The following is a 20,538-nucleotide window of genomic DNA, read 5'->3' as shown; positions in this document are numbered from 1 at the left end:
TGGACGCTGAGACATACATGTCGGGCTCCCAAGCCATCGAGCGCGGCTTCGCCGATCCGCGACAACGCGCAGGAGATGGCCGATCTCGGCCGCGATGTCCTCGGCGGCTTCATCAACGACCTGAAGAACGGCAAGAGCGCCGCCGACGCCTTCGCCAGCGCCCTCTCGAAGATCGGCGAGAAGCTGCTCGACAGCGCGCTCGACAGTCTATTCTCGACGGGCGGTTCCGGCGGCGGTGGCGGCGGTCTGTTCGGCAATCTCCTCGGCGGCTTGCTGGGGGGCGCGCGCGCTTCCGGCGGGCCGGTGAAGCGCGGCAAGACTTACCTCGTCGGCGAGGAAGGGCCGGAACTCTGGAAGGCGCCCGGCAACGGCACGATCATTCCGAACGACGCCTTGCGGGCCGTGCCGCCGCCGTCGTCCGTGCGGGCCGGCAGTGCAAGGTCGGGCGGCTCCACCTATGCGCCGCAGATCACCGTCGACGCGCGCGGCGCGCAGCAGGGCGTTGGCGCCGAGATCCAGGCGGCGCTGAAGGAATACGACCGCGGCAGCTACCGCCGCTTCGTCAGCAACGTCCAGATGAACCGCCGCTACGCCGGAAAGCACGTCTGATCCAGCATGGTCGCCACGCCTCGCTCTCTGCCGGCCGTCGCCTGGGCGTCGATCCCGGTGCCCGAACTGCAGCGTTTCGTCTCGGCGTCGCGCAGCGGCGAGCGCCTGGCGAACGTCGTCGAATACGCCGATCCCGCCTGGACGGCGAGCCTCACGACGAAAGCGATCCATCAGCTGCGCATGCGGCCGGTCTCGGCTTGGTGGAAGTCGCTGCGAGAGGGGTTGCGACCGGTCCTCTATCGTCATCCGGCCTATGTGTGCCCGGCGGCGCACGTATGTGCCCGCGGGCCGGAAGCGGACGCCGGCTATGTGACGTCGATCGCGAGCGGCAACATCCTCGGCCTCGGGGGACTGGCGGCGGGGCTCGTGCTCGCGCCGGGCGACTTCCTGTCGTTCAAGCAGGGGGCGCTCACCGCGCTCGGCCAGATCGTCGAAACGAGTGGCAACGGCTCGACCCGCACCGTCGAGATCGAACCGCCGCTGCCGCGCGCCTTCGTCGCCGGCGCGCAGGTGCTGTTCGACCGGATCGAACTGCTGATGCGACCGGTCCCCGGGTCATGGAGCGAGGATCCGGCGACGGTCCGCTCGGCGACCTTCCAGTTGATCGAGAGCCGGCTGTGAGGTCGCTGCCGCCGCAGGTCCTCGTGCAGATGGACGCCGGAACGCTCGCGATGCGCGGGCTGATGCGCTTCGATCTCGGCTCCGGCACCTATGGCTTCTGGACGGGCTCGGAACCGCTGACCTACGGCGGCCAGACCTATCTGCCGGGCGGCGTCGTGCAGGTCGATGCCATTCCTGGCGAACTCGGCATGGATGCGCAGCCGCTCCGTATCACCCTCGCCGAAAGCCCCGACGACGGGCTGACGCCGGCGGTGCTCGCGACGATCGAGCAGGAAGACTACCACCAGCGGCCGGTGACGATCTCGGACGTCTTCATCGATCCGGACAGCCGCGCGATCGTCCACGTCGAGCCGGTCTATCGCGGCTACGTCGACTCCATCGAGCACACGGACGGGCCGGAAGCCGGCCTCGTCGCGATGATCAGCAGCCGGGCGCTCGACAACGCCCGCGAGGGCTACCGCATGCGCTCCAGCGCCGATCAGCAACTCGTCCTCGACGGCGACAAGGGCTTCGAGCACGCCGAGGTGGCCGGCAAGCAGGAGATATACTGGGGCCGGGAGAAACCGAAGTGAGGGTCGCCGGCTGGGAACAGGCGCTCGTCGAAGCGATCGAGCGGCACGTCGCGCTGCCGTTCAGCTGGGGCGTCTCAGACTGCGCGGTGCTGACCACCGACTGCATCGCGGCCGTCACCGGCGAGCGGCCGTTCGGCGGGCCGTTCCGCTACCGTAGCGAGATCGGCGCGGCGAAGTGGCTGCGGCGGAAGGGCTTAGACGACCTCGCGGCGCTCGGCGCCTCGCGCTTCGAGGAGTGCCCGCCGTCGCTGGCGCGGCGCGGCGACATCGGCATGATCGAGCGGGACGGCAAGATCTGCGCCGGCGTCTTCACCAGCCAAGGCTTCGTGTCGAAAGCCGAGCGCGGCATCATCGCCGAGCCGGTGACGGCGGTCGCGCGCGCCTTCCGGATCGACTGACCGATGGCCGTCCTCGCACCTGTCGTCGCGGCCGTCTCGGGGGCGTTCGCGGGCGCCGCCTCGTTCCTCGGCGGACTCGGCGCGTTCGGCCGCGCCATCGTCGGGATCGGCCTATCGCTAGCGGCCAAGGCGTTCCAGAAGAAGCCGAAGGTCAAGACCGTTGGCGGGACGAAGCTCGACGTCCAGTACGGCTCCGATCAGCCGCGCGAGATCGGCCTCGGCCTGTTCGCTGTCGCCGGGCACGACGTCTACACGAACACCTACGGCAAGGCGAACAAGTACATCAGCAAGGTCTTCGTACTGTCGGACTTCCGCATCGACGGGCTCGAACGGCTGGCCGTGAACGGCGAGTACACCGCGCTCGGCCCGGCGGACGGCGACCGTGGCGTGAAGGTGCTCGGCGATTTCGAGGACCTGTTGTGGGTCAAGATCGTCCTCGGCCTGCCGGACCAGGCCGCCGATCCGTTCCTGATCGATACCGCCAACCCGAACGGCCGCTGGACGGCCGCGCATCGGCTCGCCGGCGTCGCCTACGCGATCGTGACCGCGAAGTGGGACGATCAGAAGATGAACTCGTTTCCGCAGGTGCTCTTCGAGTGCCGCGGCGCGCCGCTCTACGATGTCCGGCGGGACACGACGGCCGGCGGCTCCGGTTCGCATCGCTGGGACGATCAGTCGACCTGGCAGTTCGGCGACGGCGTCGGGACGAACCCGATCGTGCAGGCCTATTGCTACGAGCGCGGCTTCACCGTCGCGGGTGAATTGATCATCGGCAAGGGTATGCCGGCGACCGACCTGCCTTCGTCGGCCTGGATGGCGGCGGCGAACGTCTGCGACGAGCCGGTCGACGGTGCGGCGCGCTACCGCTCCGGCTGTCTCGTCACGGCGGCAGATGGCGTGACGCATCGCGACAACTTGGAGCCGATCCTCGAAGCCGCCGGCGCGATGCTGGTCGAGAAGGTCGACGGCGATCAGCCGATCGTCGGCGCGAACCAGGCGACCGTCGCGACGCTGACCGACGCGGACCTGATCGTCGGCGAGCGTCACACCTTCCGGGCGAAGCGCTCGCGCTCCGAGCTGATCAACGGCGTCTTCGGCTCCTATAACTCGCCGGCGGACCTCTGGTCGTCGACCGCCTACAAGCCGGTTTCGAATGCGCTGGCGCTCGCCGCCGACCGCGAACGGCACGCCGTCCAACTGGATTGGGAGGCGGTCTCCGACGAAAGCCAAGCCGTGCGGCTGGCCGAGACCGCGATCAGGCAGAACCGCTACCAGGCGTCGGCGCAGATCGTCGTGCGGCCGCGCTGGATCGCGCTGGAGATCGGCGACTGGATTCGCTGGGACTCGGCGCGGCGCGGCAACCGCGTCTGGCAGGTGGTGGGGCGCAGCCTCGCGCCGCTCGGGCCGCAGGGCGCGCGCAATGTGTCGCTGACGCTGCAGGAAGTCGGCAGCGGCATCTACGACGGCAGCGTCAGCATCCCGGAGGTGACGCCGCGCACGCCGCCGGCCGGCCCGGTCTACACCCTGACCGTCGAGAACTTTCTCCTCGTCGCCACGTCGGTGACGGCCGAGAACGGCCGCGTCTACCCGGCGCTGCAGGCGCAGTGGGATGCGATCGACGACCTGACCGTCACCGAGGTTCGGGTGCAGTACTGGAAGACGAGCGACCCGAGCGTCGTTCTGGAGAAGCGCGTCTCGGTCGCGCAGCCCTATATCCTCCTTGTGGAAGGCGTCCTGCCGGTGACGCAGTACACGGCGCAGGCGTCCGTCGTCACCAGCCCGCCGCGCGACACGGTGTGGTCGCGGCAGTGGTCGGCGACGACGCTCGCCGAAGACCTGGCGTTCCAGCTCGAACTCGACTTGAAGGAAATCCGCGACATCATCGCCGGCGGGCAGGAGATGTTCGAGGAGTTCGAGGAGCGGCTGCAGGCGCTCGCCGTCAACGTCGCGCTGATCACCGGCAAGCAACTCCTCGATCTCGGCGGCGTGTCGGCGCGGTTGCTCGACGAGGAGAAGGTCCGCGCATCGCAAACCGATGCGCTCGCCACGCGCACCTCCGGCGTCGAGACGGGCCTCGCCGACGCCAACGCGGGCATCGCCGCGGCGTCGTCCGCCGTCGCGCAGCTGTCCTCGCGCACCACGAACATCGAGGGCGTGCTGACGACGCAAGCGGAAGCGTTGACCGGCGTGCAGTCCCGGCTCGGGACCGTGGAAGGAACGGTCAGCGGACAGGCATCTGCTTTGTCTTCGCTCCAGACGACCGTCTCGAACCAGGACGCGACGATCACTGCCACGGCCGATGCCGTCACCGGCGTGCAGGCGACAGTCGGCGACCTGTCGGCCTCCGGGCTGATCTCGTTCAAGGTCATCGCCGGCGGCGGTGCGAACAGCGCGTCGAGCCGCGTCGCGATCCTGACGAAGGCGAAGGCGTCGGACAGCTTCAAGGAAGCCGGCATCTACATCGACACCACCGCGACGACGTCGACCATTCTTTTGCGCGCCGACAAGGTGTTCATCTCGGATGCCGCGGTCGGAAACCAGGCGCAGCCGTTCGTCGTACAGGGCGGTGTCGTCAAGCTGGCGGTCGGCCGCTTCCAGCAGCTGATCTCCGACAATGGTAAGATGGTGATCAACGGCTCGAACGGCACGATCGAGCTCTATGACTAGGCGCACCCTCTACAGCGCCGGGCGGCTGATCGTTTCGGTCGCCGGCGTCGAGGTCGCGCCGAACCTGCCGGAAGAGCAGAAGGTGTTCGACTCCGACCGGTTCTTCTCCGGCCGGCTGATCCTCAGCGGCTTCTACTTCGATCCGTCCGCGCCGAATAGCTCCGGGGCGAACACCACCGATTCCGCCGCCGACTACGTCATCCCGTTGCCCTATGCGTTCGACCAGCAGTCCTACTGCCTGTTCCGCGCTGTCGCGCCGGCTTCCTACAACGGACCGACCGACATGGAGGTGCCGATCTTCGGGGCGAACGGCTACGCCTTCCTCAACGTCTCCGAAATGCGTTTCAAGCGGGCGAAGCGACCGGAGGCCGACCGCAGCGACTACGTCCGCGCTCACTACGCCTACTGGATCTTCGGGCAATGAAACGGCTGAAGGCGGGCAATTTCGGCGGCGGCCAGTTCGGCTTCATGTTCTCGAAGCCCGGCGAAGACGTCGACACGGCGCTCTACACCCGGCTCGTCCTGACGGACGGGCAGCAGTTGAAGCGCGTCGTCGCCTCCGGCCGGTTCTCCTTCACCGTCGACGAAAGCCATGTCGAGGACACCGCCGGTTACGAGACCTCGATCATCAACGTCGCGGCGACCGTCTACCTCGACAAGGCCTATGCAGCCTTGCCGCTGCTGTACGTCACCTATTGGCTCGACATCGCGCTCGAAGGCCAGACGGTTCGCATCGTGCCGGGCATGTCGAAGAACCGCTTCCGCGGCGACCGCTACGAGCTGGAGGGCCTGTACGTCTTCGTCGGCCACGCCGAGTCGCGCGGCGGCGGCGGACACTATCACGTGTTGAACTGATGACCTGCCGCTTCGCCCAGGGGCCGGGATACTTCCGCATCGCGTTGCCGGGCTTCGACGCGAAGACTGACGGAATCGAGCGCATGGCCTTCCACGAGGCGATGCGGACCATGAAGGCCTATCTCACCGGCCTCGTCGTCGTCCAAGCCGGGACGAACCAGGCGGCGATCGTCACGCCTCCGGCGGCCGGGCTCTACCTGGCGGTCGCTTACATTCCGCAGCCGCAGGGCGGTCAGGGCATCGCCGGCTGCTCGATCTACACGCTCGACGGCAACTCCTTCCGGATCGACATCGCGCCGACCTCGGTGGCGCAGACGGTCCGCTACGTCCTCTTCACCGAAAAGGCCTGATCCCATGCTGATCGCAGCGCTCGCCTCCGGCCAGATCCAGCAGACCGTGAACGATCCGGTGCCGGATGGCTACGCCGATGTCCTGCGAAATGCCGGGCTCCGCGTCGTCGAGGTCGACGAAGCCGAACTCTCCGGCGACCTGCACCTCCTTTATCTCGACGCCGAGGACGCACTCGTCCCCCGGCCGACGTGTTCCGCGGCAATCGACCGGACGGTGATCCGGGCGGACGGCGAGGATGCGGCGGTGCTTTCCGGCCTGCCGGACCCGTGCGCCCTCCTGATCAATGGCATGCCGCGCGACGTCGCCGGCGGCTCGATCGAGATCCGTTCGCGCCGGCCGGGCACGTTCCTGATCCAGCTGCAGCACTGGCCGCTCGTCGACTGGTCCGTCACCGTGGAGGCCGAGGCATGACGATCTTTCTCGACGAAGCTCTACCGGCGTCGACCGGCGCCGAAGTCGACGCCGAGCGCGATCGGCGCATCGACGGCGGTATCGTGTTCCAGGGTCTTCGGTTCCAGACGCGACCCGGCGATCGCGAGAACATCGCCGGCGCAGCGCAGCTCGCCGCGCTTGCCATCCTGACCGGCGGCAAGGCGCTCGACGATCCGTTCTGGAACGATCAGGTCGACGCCGATGGCCAACCGGTGCCGTTCCGCTGGATCGCCGAGGACAATTCGCTGGTGCCACTTGGTCCGGCCGCAGTGATCGCGCTCGGTCGCGCCGCCGCCGCCGCCAAGCAGGCGCACACCTTCGCGGCGCGGACGCTGAAGGACATGCAGCCGATCCCCTGGGATTATGCAGCCGACCGCTGGTGGCAGGAATAGCGCGATGCCGATCCAGCCGACCTACAAATCCGGTACCTGTTCGGTCGTAAGCGGCAGTGCCGTCGTCACCGGGCAGGGCACCGCCTGGGCGCTGGCGCTCGTCGCCGGCGGCACCCTCTCGGTGAAGGGCCTGTCGATCCCGATCGCGTCCGTCGAGGACGACACGCATCTGACGCTCGACTATCCGGCGCCGGCGGCGATGGCCGGGGCGACGCAGGCCTATTCCATCTCGCTCGGTCGCGCCGACGTCGCCGACGCGATCCGGTCGAACCGGCTGCTCGCCGATCTCGTCGCCACGCTCTCCGACGATGTCTCACCCTTCGTTCGAACTCTCCTCGACGACCCGGATGCGGCAACGGTGCTGGCAACTCTCGGCGTGTCGGGTTTTGCCAAGACGCTTCTCGACGACGCGAATGCGGCCGCCGCTCTGGTGACGCTCGGGCTGGCACCGGTCGGCAAGCTCTTGGCGAGCGGCACGGCGCTGAATACGGCCCGACTCGATCTCCCGCTCGATCCGGGCTTTCGGAAGTACAAGATCGTCCTGGACAACTTCCAGCCGGCGACGGTCGGGCGGTCGCTCTGCGCCGTGCTCGATTATGGATCGGGATATGCCTCGTCGGCCGGAAACTACGTCTACGGCGGCGACTACGCGCTTTCGGACGGGACCGGCGGCAGAACCAGCGGCAGCTCGTCGTCTTTCGTCATGTCCGGTGGACAGAACGCCGCCGGCTCGAACGGCATCTGCGAGATCGACCTCACCAGCTCGAACGGCTGGTACAGTTGGTTGAAGGCGACGACGGTTCACCAGTTGTCGAGCAACAGCCTGCGGCAGCGCCTCGACCTGTTCTGCCAGGCGGTCGCATCCAGCGCCAAGGCGACGCGCCTGGGGCTGCTCTACGACACCGGCAACATCGGCCAGGCGAACTACGCGCTCTACGGCATGAATTGATCCGGCCCATCCACCCCCTGACCATCACCGCCCGCTTCGAGCGGGCTTTTTCATGTCCGCAAAGGATCGCCGCACATGACGACCACGACCATCAGCCCGAACAGCCCCGGCCTCGACAAATCCCTGACGGTCGGCCGCGAGATCACTGCCTCGGCCGCTCGCTTCGTCGCCACGGCCGCCGCCAGTTCGCTGATTGCGACGCTCGACGATCCGTTTGGCTCGGGCTCGACTTTTACGACCGTAGGCGACGTCCCGGCGCAGCTTGCGCTTTCTGGCAGCACCATCGTGAAAGGGGCGGGTGCTGCGGTGCTCGGCGCGCGTTACGATATCAAAGTCCGGGCGACGAGCGCCAACGGCCGCGACACGAAGGACACCGTCCTGTCGTTCCGTGCCGGCTACGATGGAGGCGGACCATACGGCCCGCTGATCAACCTCGCCCTGTCCGCTGCGACCTTCATCGCCGGTGCGGCAGCCGGCACGCTGATCGGCAACATCACCAACGTGCCGGCCGGCGCGACGCCGGTGTTCACGCCGAACGACGGCCGCGTCGCCGTGGCCGGGGATGCGACAAACGGCTGGAAGCTCGTCGTTGGGTTGACCGCAGCCTCGGCCGGCACGATCGCCGGCACGATCACCGCGGCGGGCGCGAGCCCTCTTGCTGTTAGTCTGACGGTTACGGCGGGCCGCGTCCTGCGCTCCGGCGCCTACGGCACGACGCCGTTCAACACGAAGGACGCGACCGGCGCGGCGCAGTGGTCGGACTGTCCGCGCGACCAGTATTCGGTGCCGTGGAACATCAAGCAGGGCGATATCCTCGAGTTCGGCATTCCCTACTGGACGCTGGAGCGGCCGGCCAACGCTACGGTCTTCGAGACCGACCTTGCCGACCCCTACGAGTTCGCGCTGAACTTCGAGTATCCCTACAACCCGAGCGCCACGACCGCGCTCCTCGCCAACATCTCGCGTTGCCTGACGCCGGACGGCTCGGTCAGCGAGGTCTACACGCCGGGACAGGCGAAGACCTTCGGCGTCTGGCGCGTCGCCGCGCCGGCCGACATCCCGGCCAACACGCCGTTCGGCCTGCACATCCCCTACGACTGCATCCCCGGCCGTTCCGGCGCCGTCACCAGCAAGCTCATCCGCCGGCCCGGCGGCGGCTCGAACTTCATGGGCCGCAACGGCGGCTATTCGGCCGGCACATCCTCGCGCATCCAGGCCAACGCCACCACGCCCCGTACGACTTTTACCGCCGACGACAGCTCGCAGACCGGCACAGCGAAGTCGCTGCGCGTCGGCGGCATGCGCTCCTATGCCCCGGCCGGCACGCCGAACATCCTGTGCAACGAGAACTCGCTCGGCGAGGGACCGAACGAAGGCCGCTCGTTCTCCGGCACCTTCGGCGACATCGGCGGCGACGCGCAGGGCAACAAGGGCTACTTCGCCCGCTTCTGCCGCATGGTCGGGCTCGCCCTCACCAACATGTCGCGCGGCTCGGATCGCATCAGCTACCGCATGGTGGCCGACAACATGCGCCGCCGCGACGAGTTCACCAACTGGTTGGCCTGCGGCGACAAGATCAAGGTCGTCGAGCCTAACCCGCACAACGAGGTCGGCTGGGCGAACGCGCCGGCCTGGGCTGCGAGCACGCCCTACGCGCTCGATGATACGGTGCTCGCGAACGGCAAGGGCTTCCTGTGCGTCGCCGCCGGCACCAGCGGCACAACGGCGCCGGACGGCACCGGCGCGAACATCGCGGACGGTGCGGCGGTGAAGTGGACCTATATCGGCCCGAACGACATGGCCGGTGCGCCGAGCGCGATCGGTTGGGTCAGCGGGCTCGCGAAGTATATCCGCGCCCGCCGCGCGGCCGTGCCCGGCTACGTCCCGTTCGCCCCGACTTGCCCGCCGGACTGCCAGGAGCCGAACCCGCTGACGTCGGTCACGAGCTACAGCTACGACGCGACCACCGGCGCGCTGTCGCTCGAGCTGCCCGCCGGCTACGCCGCGAAGATGTTCGTCGGCTCGCGCATCCGGATCGCGGGCCTGACGCCGAGCGGGATGAACGCCAGCAGCACGGCCGCGGTCACGGCGATCAGCGGCAACTTCGTCACCGTGACCCGCGCGACGGGCCTCGCGGCGCCGACCGGCACGGCGAAGGTCAATATGATGTGGGCGCAGCCCGAGTGGCAGACGATCAACGCCGGCGGTTATTCCGCCGGCACCAGCTTCCGCACCTGGTGCAACCGGTTCTACCGGACGCTGCCGAACAACCCGCTCGGTATCGCTGGCGTGCTCGATCTCGGCCGCGCGACCGAACTCGGCGGGGCGACGACGCCGGAGACGGAGACCGGCAAGTGGGACGTCATCCTCGAAGCCGGCCAGTCGCTCGGCGCCGTCATGACGGAAGACGGCATCCATCAGCCGAGCTGGGGTTGCGAGATCGCTGCGCAGCGTATCGCCACCAACGATACGGCGGCCTTGGCAGCGCTGAAGGCTGTTGCCTGATGGCCGCCTTCCACGACGAGCAGCGCATCGCCGCTGGAAAGGACGGCGTCTCCTGCCTGGGAGGGGGACGGGCCGGAGACGCCGTTGATGTCAGGATACGTGACGCGTAGTCCTCACATCTTCAGTGAAGCACGCAATTCCTAACGGTATGTCACTGGCTCCGTCGCACCGAAGCGTTTGACGACGCCGCCACGGGGACGCAGCGACGCCGGGGAGGGTGGGGTGACGTTGCTGCGGGGGTTTCCTCAGCAATCGTCGGCCTCCCGCGCGCCGATGTGGGGTGCTCGGCGCTGAACGCAACCCGCACTTCCACGGCCAGCCACCCACCGGCCGCCGGAGGTCGCGATGACCTCCGGCCGGGTCCGCCAACGGTTCACGGCCCGACCGGAGGCTTCTGCCAGGCGGTAGCCACTCCGCCCGTGTCGACAGAGCTACCAAACCCGATTGAAGTCTGCGTCACGTCCGAAACTCGCATTTGAACGATCCACCGGCCGTCGCATACCGCGAGTGACGTCTGGCGCGAGACGCCGGTCCGTTAGAGAGGCCTGTCGTGCATTCGCCGGTGCATCTCAGCGTGATCGCCCTCCGTAGCTCTGCTCGAGAGGATGGTCATGCTCAGCCGATTGCCCGCACTGATCCGATCGCTGTTGTCGGAAACAAGGTTGAGGCCGACCGAGCTGCTGATCGTCGTTCTGACGCTCGCCATCATCGTCTGGCTCGCGGCGTTCGACCTCAGCCTTTCGGTCTACTTGCACTGACCGGCGGTCAGGAAACGACCATCGCCACCATTCTGGCTGCGAACCACCCCAGCGCGGCGAACCAGACCAGCAGGACGACGAGCGTAAGGGACACGATGCCCAGAGCGGCGAATACGTCCCTTCGCGAGCGTCCGACGTCCTCGGCAATCGGTGCCTTAGGCGACCCTTTGTCGTTCATGCAAGCACTCCAGACCCCAGCAGGCGATCGTGACCGCCCGTGCGCAAGCCAAAGTGCCTAGCCAACTGATGGTTGCGCGCTGCCCCAGCGTCAGCCCTGCAAAATTCCCACGCTCACCATAGCCCGGCGACCGTGCCGAGCTTCCTCTTGACCAGGAGAACCGTCATGGAGCGCAACTTCGAGCGCAGCCTTTCTCTTGTGCTCGCCCACGAGGGCGGGTTCAGCGATCATCCTGCCGACAACGGCGGTGCGACGAACAAGGGCGTCACGATCGCGACCTTCCGCGCCTACGTGAAGCCGGACGGCACGGTCGACGACCTGAAGAAGCTGACCACGGCGCAGGCCGGCACCGTCTACCGCCGGGAGTATTGGGACCGCGTCGCCGGCGCGCAGCTTCCCGACGGGCTCGACTACGCGGTGTTCGACTTCGCGGTGAACTCCGGCCCGAGCCGGGCGGCGAAGTACCTGCAGGCCATCGTCGGCACGCCGGCGGACGGCGCGATCGGTCCGGCAACGCTGGCGGCCGTCGCCCAGCACGACGCGACGAAGCTCGTCGAAGCGCTTTGCGACGCGCGGATGCGGTTCCTGAAGAGCCTCGGCGACTGGCCGACATTCGGCAAGGGCTGGACGAAGCGCGTTGCCGACGTGCGGGACGAGGCGCACATCATGCTCGTGCAGCCGGTGGTGCCGCCCGCGGTCGAGCCCGCGCCGCCGGCTCTCTCCGGTGAGATCCTGCCGCCCCTGCCTATCGCGCGGCCCGACCTCGCCGGCCGCCCGGTCGAGATCGCCGAGAAGATCCTGAAGGAGGAGGGAAGCCGGACGATCCAGAAGTCCGACGCCCTCATCGCAAAGACCATCTGGAGCCGCGTCCTGCAGGTCGCCCAAGGCGGCGGCCTTCTCGGTCTCCTGCCGTTTGCGCAGTCGCTCCCGCCGTGGCTCTACGCCTTCGCGCTCGGTCTCGTCTTCATCGCCGTGGTGCTGTTCTGGCTCGACTGGCGGAAGGCTCACGACGCGAAGGCAATCAAGATCGCCCGCGTTGACGACGCCGTGACCGGCAACGTCGCGACCGGCGGATTGGCGAGGGCGGTGGGGCAGGGGGCATCGTGATGCCGGAGACGAAGTACCTCTCGGAGCCGCGGCCGCGCTCCATCCGCGCCTTCTTTCTGCACATCCGCTCGTCGCTCGGCGAGACGTGGGACGTGCGGGTTAGCGAGTGGGCCTGCGGCGCGATGCTGTTCCTGCTCGCCTTCGTCCTCCACTTCAATCCGGCGTTGTTCCGCGACGGCCCATCCTACTCGGCGATGGCGAGCCTCGCGTCGCAGGACACCTGGAAGCTTGCATTCCTGTTCGGTGGTGGCTTCCGGCTCCTGGTCCTGTTGGTCAACGGCATCATCCGCCGATCGCCGCACCTGCGTCTGCTCGCCGCTTTCGTCTCCTGCGGCTTCTGGTTCCAGATTGCGCTCGGGCTCTACCAGTCCGGCACGTTCCCGACCGGCATGGCGATCTATCCCGTGCTGCTCGGCCTCGACTTCTACCACCTGCTTCGCTGCGGACGGGCGGCGCGGCGAGTGGACGACTACCTCGCACTGCAGGTCAAGGAATGACGTCGTGCCCGACAAGGACATTCTCTTCAACGTCGCCTTCTTCGTCGGGTCGATCATCGCCGTCGTTATCGCCTACTTCCGCAAGCCGGGCGGCAAGTCGACGCCGGATCCGGTGTCGATCACCGCTGGCTTCGGAACGGGCTTCGTCTCGAAGGAGGCCGAGGAGCGGCGCGATGAGCTGTTCCGCCGACAGGCCATCGCGCAGGAAAGCATGGCCGCTTCGCTCGCCGTTCTCGCCGATCGCGAGCGGCATGAGCAGGCCGAGCGGGTGGAAGACGGCTTCGAGCGGATCGAGGAACTGCTGAAGCGATTGCCGAAGAGCCCAGATGGCTGACCTGCTAACGGTTCCTCAATCCGCGCACTGCAACCTTCGATCAGAGCTCACGTTAACGAGCCACTCCAACCCTCTCGCCCGCCCGGTTCGCCGTGGCGGGCTTTCTTTTGGTGGCAGCGTCGCCGTTGTGGGGAGGCGACGCTGCCGATCGACGCAGAGGGGCGTTCGGGGCTCAGATCCTCCGGGATCGTCGACAGCGGACTAGTAGCGCACTGAATACTCAACCGTCCATTGACAATATTCCGTGCGGGCAGTCAGTCGACCGCCTTTTTCAAAACCGCGAGGCTAATCTCGATCTTCGGCCAGTCCCCATCTTTGAACCAGAGGCGAGCGACGCGACCTTCCCCAAACCCAACGAGCCAAGCATCACGGAACGGTTGATGCGTGCCCGGCTGCCAAGGGCACATGTTCGCGCCGCACGTGAGATCGGAGCCGACGAAGCGGCCGGCCGCTCGAGCTAGCGCTATACCCTTTTCACCCATCTCTCGTATCCATCACAGCATCATCGGAACGTCACCGATTTCTCTCAACACAGTCCCGTCTGGTCGTAGCACTCTGACGCCTATGCTGATGTCGGCCCAGAAATTGGCAGCGTAGAGAGCTTGGTCCTCATCGGTTTCGGCAAGGTCCTCTACGGTGTGTCCCGCCCCCGCCGGGATGAAGCGGCGGATCACGTAGAACGAATTCGTCATGCAGTCATCCACTCACGCCATCGCTGGTGCGATGCCAGAGGATATGTTGAAGCCGAGGCGCTTCAAGTTCGCGAAAAGCCGCACATTCCGACGCGTTAATCGACCGTCGGAATTTCCGTCAGCTTGGTCAGCGTGAGGTTGCCTTCAGCGATGAAAAAGGTCGCCTCGTCCTCGGTCTCGGCCACCACTCCGGTCGATGTCAGCCACACGACGCGATGATCTGTCCAAGGCGCGTCTGGTCCTGATGCCTTCGACCGCGAGCGATGTACGACGCGATGCAGGTCGTGCACCTTGCCATCAGATCCCTTAGCCACGATCACCATCGTCTCGACCGTATCGACCATCTCGATTTCCACAGCGTCGCCCTCCGACGTATTCAGCGCTCGGATGGCAAGTTTGCCCGCAGCTTGCAAGCGAAGGGGATCGATAACTGGAACGAACCAAACCAAGGCGTCGGCGCAGCAACTCTCGCATCGGCGCTGCACCGGGTATGGTTGAGATCAGCGCAAACGTCGAAGGCGTTTCGAAAGAACGTGATCGACTTTGTTCAAGATCGGCAGGAGAGCAAGATCCTCGCCGACTACCTTCGAAAGTTCGCGGTCCAGCCGATCGTGGAGGTTCCGGACCGTGGTCGCGACGGCCCGGCCCTCATCGGTTAGTCGAAGGCGCACGCGACGCTGATCGTCGGAATATATACCTCTTTCCGCCCAACCTTTCCGGCTGAGGATGTCCGCCATCTTCGAGATAGTGGACGGTCGGACCGACAGTCGTGTCGCCAACTCCACAACGGACATGTCGCCTTCTTCTGCTAGGCAGAGCAGAAACTGATCCTGTCCAGCGGCGACACCGCATTCCGCCAAGTTGATGTCGATGAGTTGTCGAAACGATTTGGCGATCGACAGCAGATGCGGAATGAGCGTGGCATCCGTAGCCAGCGTTTGATCCTGGCGTTGAACGCCACCGGTGTCTTTGCGCACCATGGCTGACGTTCCTTCGCCTATCACGAGTGGTCGGAAATCATCCGGCTGACGACAGCGACCTAGGGCGGACTACCGAGCTAGCAACAAGTTCGCGGATACGGCCGGAGGGTGATCGGATGCGTCATCCTGCAGGTTTGCATCACGATGGCTGAGGGGTGCTCGACGCCACCCCTTACATCGGCATCGCGCCCTTGGTTCCGCACTTGGCGAACTTGCCCTTCGCGTCCTTGCAGTGCTTCGGTGCCGCCGGCGCAGGTGCGGGGCACTTCATAAACTGGCCCTTGGCGTCACGACAGCGCTCGGCCCCGAATGACGGCGGCGTCGCCAGGAGGACAAGGGAAGCGAAGGCGAGAGCGGTATTGCGGATCATGACCGTGGCTCCAAGGGCTCTGAGGCCCACGCAGAACGTATCCTGATCGTCAAGGAAGTCACGCCGCGATATCCGGAAACAGACGCCGCCGTAGAACTAGCGCACCGCGCCCTCATCCACGAGTTGCCGGCCCAGTGCCGTTAGGCGCCGCTCCACCGTGCATGCAATGCCGAACCGAGCGAGTACGATGAGGTTCGTCTCGTGCGGAGGCGGCATGGGGTTCGGCGCCAGACCGTAGCGGTCGTCCAGCTTGATCATCGTGCGGCGTTGTCCCGCGGTGAAGTCAGCAAGCGTTAGTTTCATTCTGCGGTGTCGGGACGTTCGATGCTGAACTCATCGCTGCAAACCGTCAACGAGATCCCGCGGCGGTGGATTTCCTCCATAAGCGGACGAACCGTTCCCCGCGTGGTCGCTGTGAGTTCCTCGTCCGAAAGGCCGTTAATCCAGCGGTGCATGTTCCCCTCTAGCGTCCCGCGGAGGTGTTCGCGATCAGACATCGAACAGAGCTCGTCCGGCCGACGCTTCGGCTCGCGCCGCCGCGGCCAGTTCGTGTTGCAAGATCCGATCGGCGATCAGTGCCCAAACACGCGAACCGTCCTCGAGCTTGGCTTTCAGGATCGGCTCGCTCGTATGGATCGCCAATGAGGCCGCCGCGACGGCCTTCTCACGATAGAACGAACTCGGCACCGGGCTCGCAAGCATCGGATGTCCCCGCTTCGAGGACCAACCCCCGCACGCGCATGGTTGAGCGGGTTCCAGACGCGTTACCAGTCACGGCCGCGTGTAAACTCTGCCGCGAGGGCAGAAAGTGTGCAGGCGACTGAGGATGCCTTCTGAGCAGTTCGAGTTAGACGATCACCACGAAGGCGACGAAGAGCAGCGACCAGAGGGTGATCGGATGCGTCATCTGGCAGATACGCGTGACGACGGGGAAGGGTTGCAGTAGCCGCTGGACGGATCGTACACCCCCGCTCGTGTTGGCAATAGGTTTCCGTTCCTAATTCTGTTAACAAGTGTTAAAGTTGGGGACAAGCCGACGGAGAGCCGTTCACGGCTTGTCAAGACATTTTTAGGATGCTGACCCCGACTTATGAGTCTCGCCGGTGACGTGATGAATGTCTACCAGTCTTTCACGAAAGGCGCGCCAATGAGGCGGTCGCGCTACACGCCTCCTAGCGAGATCGAGACTCATAAACTGTCTGATCTTTTGAAAATAGGTGATCGTTCAATTGCGAGTGCGCAGGGATCGTTCCTTGAGGCGCTGAATGATCAGGAAATCTATTGCGCCGGCAACCTCGGATTACTTGGGAAGAAATCCGCAGCTGTTATCGGGTCGCGCAATGTATCACCTGAGGGGGTACAGCGGGCTAGGCAGATCGCGCGGCACCTTGCGGCGGCGGGGATCGTCGTCACAAGCGGACTGGCGAAGGGTGTTGATACGGCTGCGCATGAAGGTGCGCTCGCCAACGGAGGCTCCACCATTGCGGTCATTGGCACGCCGCTGGCGAAAGCCTACCCCGCAGAAAATTCGGCTCTTCAAGAAGAAATCTACAGCCAGCACCTTTTGATATCGCAGTTCGCGCCGGGAGCTAGAACTTTCCCTTCGGACTTTCCGAAACGCAACAGGGTCATGGCTGCTCTTTCCGATGCTTCAATCATCGTCGAAGCCTCGGATACCTCGGGCACGCTCCACCAAGCCGCTGAATGCGTCCGGCTTGGACGTTGGCTTTTTATAATGAAGTCAGTGGCGGAAAACCCCGACTTGGAATGGCCGGCGAAGTTTCTACGACAGGAACGGGTCGCCGTACTCACGTCGGCCGAGGATGTGATCGAGCGCATCAAATGACGATCCTTCGTGTCGGATCTCTCTGCCGGTATCTAACGGAATCGGAAGGGCTAACTTGGCGGGGTGCCGACTTTGACGCCCGAAACATCGTCAAGGCTGTGAAGGGCTCAGCGTTCGGAGGCTACTCGAACTTTAAGGTTGGGGGAGTTTGGAAGAAGTTTGACAACAGCAATGCCGAGGAGCTTGTCCCGGTCATACTTGGACATGTAGGGCAGCGGCTTCTCAACCACGCGGTCGACCGCGACTTCGTTGTCGTGCCGATCCCGAACAGTGGGATGGCACAAGGCGTCGGCGGACCATTTCGAATAGTCGAACTCGCGAAGATGCTGTGTGATGCGGCTCCGCGATGTCTAGCCGTAACTCCGGCCTTGCGTTGGGCTCAGGTTCGCACCGCAAGCCATCAGGTTTCTGGTCGGCGATCGCCAGACCAGTACGAACCGCACCTTCGGTACGTCGAACAAGTGAGCGGACCGGTAGTGCTATTTGATGACGTCATCACCAGCGGATCTCAGATGATCGCGGCAGCCAGAGTTCTCCGTGGTCAGGGCGTGAATGTCGTGATGGGGGTGACCGTTGGAAACACGGTCAAGGACCAACGAGAAAATACGATCGAGTGGGTGATGAACGAGTTCGAGCTTGACCCTCCAGCATTCGACCTTGACGCGTTTCTCCGCGAGCCGTTCTGAACCGGTCAAGCCGGCAAGCGACCAGCCGGCCATACGGCCCGGCAGGTGTGGCAGAACGCTTCGAACAGCCCTGCTATTCGATTCATCGAAGCGTGGCGGAGAACTGTTCTAAGGCTTTGATCGGCCTTGGAATGATCGTTCCGGCCGAGGCCTCCAGGCCGTCTCGCAGTGAAGCGTCTCTTCCGGCATGGCGGAAGCGAGCTGACGCGCATCCGATCTCGCGGCAGACGGAAACGTCGGCGAGATCGATTGAGGCTGCAAGCCTGCCGAACCTCCACGACGCGCCGCTTCCCGTCGGCTACCGCCTTGTGCCAGTCATTCCGACGACCTGCGGTGGATATGTTCACCCGCTTCTTGCTACAGACGCATCGGTCTGCACTACCTCGGCGTGTATCCAATGCGATTCGCCCGCGAGTATCGTCATGCGTAGGTTTCTCGTGGGTCTGACCCTCGCTTGCTTGTCCGGTTGCGTTTCGCCCCAGGATACGAGTGCGGATCAATCAGCCCCGCTGGATACCGGCGACAAGGCGATCGCCCGATGCGCCGAAAACGTGAAGCGGTCGAACACGCCCTCCTCCATGCTGGCCCTGCGCCAGACCCTTCGCGTCCGTACCGAAGACGAGGCCGCGCCGCTTCTTTGCAGGAAGATCAGGCGCGGGCTGGCGGAGGGACGTCTGACGTTCGACGATCTGCGGTGGGACGATGGATCCCATCCGATGTCGATGCGTCTGGTCCGCGTGCTGCGCGAGAAGTAGCGGCGGCTGATCGTCGCCCGGACCTCGCTATCCAACGGCGGCGAGGCACGTTCCCCGTTGACGACATCGACGGCGGCTGGCGCCGGTGCATCGGTATGCGGACACGGAAGAACTACCCGTTACCGGGCTCGTTTCGGAATGGATACGCGACGCTGGCAAGCGGACCCGGATGGCGGCGACGCCAATATCCGCCGCGATGCACGAGGTCGGGTCAGGTGGGGCCGCGGGCGAGGATTTCGGCGATCAGTTTCGCGACCGCAGCGTCATCGTAAGGCTTCGACAGGCGCGGCAGTTGCAGATCGCTTCCTTCGGGAACGTCGTGATAGCCGGTCGCAAGGATCACCGGCAGACCGGGGCGCGAGGTTTTCAGGGCACGCGCCAGATCCGTGCCGGTCATGCCGGGCATCGACTGGTCGGTGACGACGAGATCGACCGTCGGATCGCGCTCGGCGATCGCCAGCGCCTGCGTGCCGGAATTCGCCTCGATCACCGTATGTCCGAGGTCTTCGAGCATGGTGACGATGCCGAGCGCGACGAGCGCATCGTCCTCCACCACCAGTATCTTCGCTGCGACCGGCACGCCGCCGGAGGTCGGTTTGGTCATAACTGTCCGGGTCGGTCGCTCAATCTCATCCGGCGGAATTCCGTTTCCGCCACTTATGCTACCGGATCAAGCTTGTCATCGGCTGGCCACCGAACAGCCCAGCGAGAGCACAAACAAAAAGCGGCCCTTCCGGACCGCTTCGGACATTCGAATTTTTGGACCGATCAGAAGGTCAGGCGACCGCGCCGGACGACCAGGTCGATGTCGCCGCGGTTGACGCCGATGTCGGAGAGCTGGCGGTCGTCCATATGCGACAGGAGGCTGACGGTCTTCTGGTGGTCCCGGTACTGCTTGAGACGGGTAGCGATGCGGGCGAGCATTTGTCCTTGCTTTCAACTGGCGAACTGATGTTGCCTACATAATGTGCGGCGCAGCACAAAATAAGAGCAGATGCAGCACAGCTGTTATGCATCGCCTGCATGGCAGGTAAGGTGAATTTTAGGCGTTTCGTGTTGCCTTCGCCCGTTCCGGCGCCGCTCGCTGCAATTGCCTTGCGCGCCAAAAAGCGCCCGCTTATGACGGGCGGAAACGAGAAAACCGGACCTGGACATGGACTTCGCGCACGCCCGCACGATGATGGTGGACAACCAGATCCGCACCGAGGACGTCACGGACTGGGACGTTCTGCGCGCCTTCCTCACCGTGCCGCGCGAAGCTTTCGTGCCGGAGGACAAGCGGGCGCTCGCCTATATCGGCAAAGACCTACCGCTGCCGGCCGGGCGGCGCCTGATGGCCCCTTCCTCGTTCGCGCGCCTGCTTCAACTCCTGCTGATCGGGCGCGGCGACGTCGTGCTCGATGTCGGTTGCGGGACGGGTTATGCCGCTGCCATCATGTCGCAACTTGCGGGCAAGGTCGTCGCGCTGGAAGAAGAGGCGACGCTCGCCGAGCTTGCGCGCACGGCGCTCGCTTCGCACGCCGGAAGCAACGTCGAACTGGTGCAAGGCAAGCTGGGGCAAGGATGGGCGCCTGCCGCACCTTATGATCGCATCCTCTTCCAGGGCGCCGTTGAGGAATTGCCCGCCGCCTTCATCGAGCAACTGCGCGATGGCGGCCGGATGGTGGTAGTCGAAGGGCATGGAAACGCGGCTTCGGCTCGCCTTTACCTTAAGGAAGGCGGCACGGTTTCCAACCGGTTCGGCTTCAATTGCAGCGTCCCGCCTCTGCCGGGCTTCGCCCGCCCGCCGCAGTTCGTCTTCTGAGGCCTGAATCCCCGCTGCGGCAAAAACGTCGCTGCGTTGTGTCCGAGACACACCATTCGTCATGCTTCCGGTGCTAACCTCTGCGCCTGTCGCGGGCGGTTGCCGCCGTGAGCGGGGCCGGCCATGGCTGCAAGGCAGTGTCAGGCGCTCGACCCGGATTGCTTCGCGAACAGGGGATCG

General features: G+C 65.4%; 28 protein-coding genes. 19 read left to right on the top strand and 9 right to left on the bottom strand.

The genetic code is table 11. From position 1 onward, the window contains the following. The first annotated feature begins 75 nt into the window (after positions 1 to 75). From F6X38_RS23625 to F6X38_RS04155, 12 genes are all read left to right on the top strand, one after another. Positions 76 to 609 carry a hypothetical protein gene (locus F6X38_RS23625; protein WP_202617929.1) on the top strand — a complete coding sequence of 178 codons (534 nt, stop codon included), beginning with the start codon at positions 76 to 78 and terminating at the stop codon, positions 607 to 609. Between the two features lie 6 nt (positions 610 to 615). Next, positions 616 to 1,230: a hypothetical protein gene (locus F6X38_RS04200; RefSeq protein ID WP_150968277.1), complete on the top strand. Its 615-nt coding sequence runs from the start codon at positions 616 to 618 to the stop codon at positions 1,228 to 1,230. Continuing rightward, positions 1,227 to 1,802: a DUF2163 domain-containing protein gene (locus tag F6X38_RS23620; protein WP_202617926.1), complete on the top strand. Its 576-nt coding sequence runs from the start codon at positions 1,227 to 1,229 to the stop codon at positions 1,800 to 1,802. The genes F6X38_RS04200 and F6X38_RS23620 overlap by 4 nt, the downstream gene beginning before the upstream one ends. After that, on the top strand, positions 1,799 to 2,200 hold the full coding sequence (locus F6X38_RS04195) for a DUF6950 family protein (protein ID WP_150968276.1): 402 nt from the start codon (positions 1,799 to 1,801) through the stop codon (positions 2,198 to 2,200). Before F6X38_RS23620 ends, F6X38_RS04195 begins: the two co-directional genes overlap by 4 nt. A 3-nt stretch (positions 2,201 to 2,203) precedes the next feature. Next, positions 2,204 to 4,867 carry a phage tail protein gene (locus F6X38_RS04190; RefSeq protein WP_150968275.1) on the top strand — a complete coding sequence of 888 codons (2,664 nt, stop codon included), beginning with the start codon at positions 2,204 to 2,206 and terminating at the stop codon, positions 4,865 to 4,867. Beyond that, the gene (locus tag F6X38_RS04185; protein ID WP_150968274.1) at positions 4,860 to 5,291 is read left to right on the top strand and encodes a hypothetical protein; all 432 of its coding nucleotides are present in this window, start codon (positions 4,860 to 4,862) and stop codon (positions 5,289 to 5,291) included. The genes F6X38_RS04190 and F6X38_RS04185 overlap by 8 nt, the downstream gene beginning before the upstream one ends. Then, positions 5,288 to 5,722 carry a hypothetical protein gene (locus F6X38_RS04180; protein WP_150968273.1) on the top strand — a complete coding sequence of 145 codons (435 nt, stop codon included), beginning with the start codon at positions 5,288 to 5,290 and terminating at the stop codon, positions 5,720 to 5,722. The genes F6X38_RS04185 and F6X38_RS04180 overlap by 4 nt, the downstream gene beginning before the upstream one ends. Further along, the gene (locus tag F6X38_RS04175; RefSeq protein WP_150968272.1) at positions 5,722 to 6,072 is read left to right on the top strand and encodes a hypothetical protein; all 351 of its coding nucleotides are present in this window, start codon (positions 5,722 to 5,724) and stop codon (positions 6,070 to 6,072) included. The genes F6X38_RS04180 and F6X38_RS04175 overlap by 1 nt, the downstream gene beginning before the upstream one ends. A 4-nt stretch (positions 6,073 to 6,076) precedes the next feature. Then, positions 6,077 to 6,484 carry a hypothetical protein gene (locus F6X38_RS04170; RefSeq protein WP_150968271.1) on the top strand — a complete coding sequence of 136 codons (408 nt, stop codon included), beginning with the start codon at positions 6,077 to 6,079 and terminating at the stop codon, positions 6,482 to 6,484. Continuing rightward, the gene (locus F6X38_RS04165; protein ID WP_150968270.1) at positions 6,481 to 6,897 is read left to right on the top strand and encodes a DUF4376 domain-containing protein; all 417 of its coding nucleotides are present in this window, start codon (positions 6,481 to 6,483) and stop codon (positions 6,895 to 6,897) included. Before F6X38_RS04170 ends, F6X38_RS04165 begins: the two co-directional genes overlap by 4 nt. 4 nt (positions 6,898 to 6,901) lie before the next feature. After that, the gene (locus tag F6X38_RS04160) at positions 6,902 to 7,846 is read left to right on the top strand and encodes a hypothetical protein (RefSeq protein WP_150968269.1); all 945 of its coding nucleotides are present in this window, start codon (positions 6,902 to 6,904) and stop codon (positions 7,844 to 7,846) included. 75 nt (positions 7,847 to 7,921) lie between these two features. Beyond that, positions 7,922 to 10,351: a hypothetical protein gene (locus tag F6X38_RS04155; RefSeq protein ID WP_150968268.1), complete on the top strand. Its 2,430-nt coding sequence runs from the start codon at positions 7,922 to 7,924 to the stop codon at positions 10,349 to 10,351. 765 nt (positions 10,352 to 11,116) lie between these two features. Here the strand turns inward: F6X38_RS04155 and F6X38_RS23260 are convergent. Beyond that, positions 11,117 to 11,287, bottom strand: a complete 171-nt coding sequence (locus tag F6X38_RS23260) for a hypothetical protein (protein WP_161992611.1) — start codon at positions 11,285 to 11,287, stop codon at positions 11,117 to 11,119. Between the two features lie 165 nt (positions 11,288 to 11,452). On the opposite strand from F6X38_RS23260, the gene F6X38_RS24190 reads away from it, so the two are divergent. From F6X38_RS24190 to F6X38_RS04140, 3 genes are read left to right on the top strand one after another with little or no spacing between them, the layout of a single operon-like run. Beyond that, positions 11,453 to 12,394, top strand: coding sequence for a glycoside hydrolase family 108 protein (locus F6X38_RS24190; protein WP_150968267.1), 942 nt, complete (start codon positions 11,453 to 11,455; stop codon positions 12,392 to 12,394). Further along, on the top strand, positions 12,394 to 12,891 hold the full coding sequence (locus F6X38_RS04145) for a hypothetical protein (RefSeq protein ID WP_150968266.1): 498 nt from the start codon (positions 12,394 to 12,396) through the stop codon (positions 12,889 to 12,891). Before F6X38_RS24190 ends, F6X38_RS04145 begins: the two co-directional genes overlap by 1 nt. A gap of 4 nt (positions 12,892 to 12,895) precedes the next feature. Continuing rightward, entirely contained in the window at positions 12,896 to 13,225 is a 330-nt protein-coding gene (locus F6X38_RS04140; RefSeq protein WP_150968265.1) for a hypothetical protein, read from the top strand. A gap of 494 nt (positions 13,226 to 13,719) precedes the next feature. On the opposite strand, the gene F6X38_RS04135 is transcribed toward F6X38_RS04140, so the two are convergent. The 6 genes from F6X38_RS04135 to F6X38_RS23250 all read right to left on the bottom strand — a co-directional run bounded on the left by F6X38_RS04135 (position 13,720) and on the right by F6X38_RS23250 (position 15,909). Continuing rightward, complete coding sequence (locus tag F6X38_RS04135) at positions 13,720 to 13,917, bottom strand: hypothetical protein (RefSeq protein WP_150968264.1); 198 nt, start codon at positions 13,915 to 13,917, stop codon at positions 13,720 to 13,722. Positions 13,918 to 14,012: 95 nt separating this feature from the next. Further along, the gene (locus F6X38_RS04130; RefSeq protein ID WP_150968263.1) at positions 14,013 to 14,273 is read right to left on the bottom strand and encodes a hypothetical protein; all 261 of its coding nucleotides are present in this window, start codon (positions 14,271 to 14,273) and stop codon (positions 14,013 to 14,015) included. Between the two features lie 144 nt (positions 14,274 to 14,417). Then, the gene (locus tag F6X38_RS04125) at positions 14,418 to 14,897 is read right to left on the bottom strand and encodes a MarR family winged helix-turn-helix transcriptional regulator (protein WP_150968262.1); all 480 of its coding nucleotides are present in this window, start codon (positions 14,895 to 14,897) and stop codon (positions 14,418 to 14,420) included. Positions 14,898 to 15,069: 172 nt separating this feature from the next. Then, on the bottom strand, positions 15,070 to 15,267 hold the full coding sequence (locus F6X38_RS04120; RefSeq protein WP_150968261.1) for a hypothetical protein: 198 nt from the start codon (positions 15,265 to 15,267) through the stop codon (positions 15,070 to 15,072). Positions 15,268 to 15,363: 96 nt separating this feature from the next. After that, a complete protein-coding gene (locus F6X38_RS23255; protein ID WP_161992610.1) occupies positions 15,364 to 15,525 on the bottom strand; it encodes a hypothetical protein in 162 nt (53 codons plus the stop codon). Positions 15,526 to 15,756: 231 nt separating this feature from the next. Then, complete coding sequence (locus F6X38_RS23250; RefSeq protein WP_161992609.1) at positions 15,757 to 15,909, bottom strand: hypothetical protein; 153 nt, start codon at positions 15,907 to 15,909, stop codon at positions 15,757 to 15,759. Between the two features lie 469 nt (positions 15,910 to 16,378). Between F6X38_RS23250 and F6X38_RS04115 the strand changes: the two genes are divergently transcribed. The 3 genes from F6X38_RS04115 (at position 16,379) to F6X38_RS04105 (ending at position 18,554) form a co-directional block, all read left to right on the top strand. Further along, complete coding sequence (locus F6X38_RS04115; protein WP_246191186.1) at positions 16,379 to 17,113, top strand: DNA-processing protein DprA; 735 nt, start codon at positions 16,379 to 16,381, stop codon at positions 17,111 to 17,113. Continuing rightward, positions 17,110 to 17,799, top strand: coding sequence for a phosphoribosyltransferase (locus F6X38_RS04110; protein ID WP_150968260.1), 690 nt, complete (start codon positions 17,110 to 17,112; stop codon positions 17,797 to 17,799). Before F6X38_RS04115 ends, F6X38_RS04110 begins: the two co-directional genes overlap by 4 nt. Positions 17,800 to 18,221: 422 nt before the next feature. Then, positions 18,222 to 18,554 (top strand): hypothetical protein, encoded by a 333-nt coding sequence (locus F6X38_RS04105; RefSeq protein WP_150968259.1) that lies wholly within the window; start codon positions 18,222 to 18,224, stop codon positions 18,552 to 18,554. A 211-nt stretch (positions 18,555 to 18,765) separates the two neighbouring features. On the opposite strand, the gene F6X38_RS04100 is transcribed toward F6X38_RS04105, so the two are convergent. Both F6X38_RS04100 and F6X38_RS04095 read right to left on the bottom strand, forming a co-directional pair. Then, positions 18,766 to 19,158, bottom strand: a complete 393-nt coding sequence (locus F6X38_RS04100; protein WP_150968258.1) for a response regulator — start codon at positions 19,156 to 19,158, stop codon at positions 18,766 to 18,768. A 164-nt stretch (positions 19,159 to 19,322) separates the two neighbouring features. Beyond that, a complete protein-coding gene (locus F6X38_RS04095) occupies positions 19,323 to 19,478 on the bottom strand; it encodes a DUF1127 domain-containing protein (RefSeq protein WP_150968257.1) in 156 nt (51 codons plus the stop codon). Between the two features lie 229 nt (positions 19,479 to 19,707). Between F6X38_RS04095 and F6X38_RS04090 the strand changes: the two genes are divergently transcribed. Continuing rightward, positions 19,708 to 20,358, top strand: coding sequence for a protein-L-isoaspartate O-methyltransferase family protein (locus F6X38_RS04090; RefSeq protein ID WP_150968256.1), 651 nt, complete (start codon positions 19,708 to 19,710; stop codon positions 20,356 to 20,358). The last annotated feature ends 180 nt before the right edge of the window (positions 20,359 to 20,538 follow it).

This window comes from Plantimonas leprariae, assembly GCF_008802405.1.
Taxonomy (GTDB): domain Bacteria; phylum Pseudomonadota; class Alphaproteobacteria; order Rhizobiales; family Rhizobiaceae; genus Plantimonas; species Plantimonas leprariae.
Note: the sequence above shows the minus strand (reverse complement) of the source record. Positions and strands in the feature narration are given on the sequence as shown.

Coding starts and splice junctions, on each gene's coding strand:
- F6X38_RS04135 (WP_150968264.1), bottom strand. CDS start 13,917: ATGACGAATTCGTTCTACGTGATCCGCCGCTTCATCCCGGCGGGGGCG.
- F6X38_RS04190 (WP_150968275.1), top strand. CDS start 2,204: ATGGCCGTCCTCGCACCTGTCGTCGCGGCCGTCTCGGGGGCGTTCGCG.
- F6X38_RS04105 (WP_150968259.1), top strand. CDS start 18,222: ATGCGTAGGTTTCTCGTGGGTCTGACCCTCGCTTGCTTGTCCGGTTGC.
- F6X38_RS23260 (WP_161992611.1), bottom strand. CDS start 11,287: ATGAACGACAAAGGGTCGCCTAAGGCACCGATTGCCGAGGACGTCGGA.
- F6X38_RS04110 (WP_150968260.1), top strand. CDS start 17,110: ATGACGATCCTTCGTGTCGGATCTCTCTGCCGGTATCTAACGGAATCG.
- F6X38_RS23625 (WP_202617929.1), top strand. CDS start 76: ATGGCCGATCTCGGCCGCGATGTCCTCGGCGGCTTCATCAACGACCTG.
- F6X38_RS04175 (WP_150968272.1), top strand. CDS start 5,722: ATGACCTGCCGCTTCGCCCAGGGGCCGGGATACTTCCGCATCGCGTTG.
- F6X38_RS04180 (WP_150968273.1), top strand. CDS start 5,288: ATGAAACGGCTGAAGGCGGGCAATTTCGGCGGCGGCCAGTTCGGCTTC.
- F6X38_RS04200 (WP_150968277.1), top strand. CDS start 616: ATGGTCGCCACGCCTCGCTCTCTGCCGGCCGTCGCCTGGGCGTCGATC.
- F6X38_RS24190 (WP_150968267.1), top strand. CDS start 11,453: ATGGAGCGCAACTTCGAGCGCAGCCTTTCTCTTGTGCTCGCCCACGAG.
- F6X38_RS04115 (WP_246191186.1), top strand. CDS start 16,379: ATGAATGTCTACCAGTCTTTCACGAAAGGCGCGCCAATGAGGCGGTCG.
- F6X38_RS04170 (WP_150968271.1), top strand. CDS start 6,077: ATGCTGATCGCAGCGCTCGCCTCCGGCCAGATCCAGCAGACCGTGAAC.
- F6X38_RS04165 (WP_150968270.1), top strand. CDS start 6,481: ATGACGATCTTTCTCGACGAAGCTCTACCGGCGTCGACCGGCGCCGAA.
- F6X38_RS04145 (WP_150968266.1), top strand. CDS start 12,394: ATGCCGGAGACGAAGTACCTCTCGGAGCCGCGGCCGCGCTCCATCCGC.
- F6X38_RS23255 (WP_161992610.1), bottom strand. CDS start 15,525: ATGATCAAGCTGGACGACCGCTACGGTCTGGCGCCGAACCCCATGCCG.
- F6X38_RS04090 (WP_150968256.1), top strand. CDS start 19,708: ATGGACTTCGCGCACGCCCGCACGATGATGGTGGACAACCAGATCCGC.
- F6X38_RS04125 (WP_150968262.1), bottom strand. CDS start 14,897: ATGGTGCGCAAAGACACCGGTGGCGTTCAACGCCAGGATCAAACGCTG.
- F6X38_RS04095 (WP_150968257.1), bottom strand. CDS start 19,478: ATGCTCGCCCGCATCGCTACCCGTCTCAAGCAGTACCGGGACCACCAG.
- F6X38_RS04100 (WP_150968258.1), bottom strand. CDS start 19,158: ATGACCAAACCGACCTCCGGCGGCGTGCCGGTCGCAGCGAAGATACTG.
- F6X38_RS04155 (WP_150968268.1), top strand. CDS start 7,922: ATGACGACCACGACCATCAGCCCGAACAGCCCCGGCCTCGACAAATCC.
- F6X38_RS04120 (WP_150968261.1), bottom strand. CDS start 15,267: ATGATCCGCAATACCGCTCTCGCCTTCGCTTCCCTTGTCCTCCTGGCG.
- F6X38_RS04160 (WP_150968269.1), top strand. CDS start 6,902: ATGCCGATCCAGCCGACCTACAAATCCGGTACCTGTTCGGTCGTAAGC.
- F6X38_RS04185 (WP_150968274.1), top strand. CDS start 4,860: ATGACTAGGCGCACCCTCTACAGCGCCGGGCGGCTGATCGTTTCGGTC.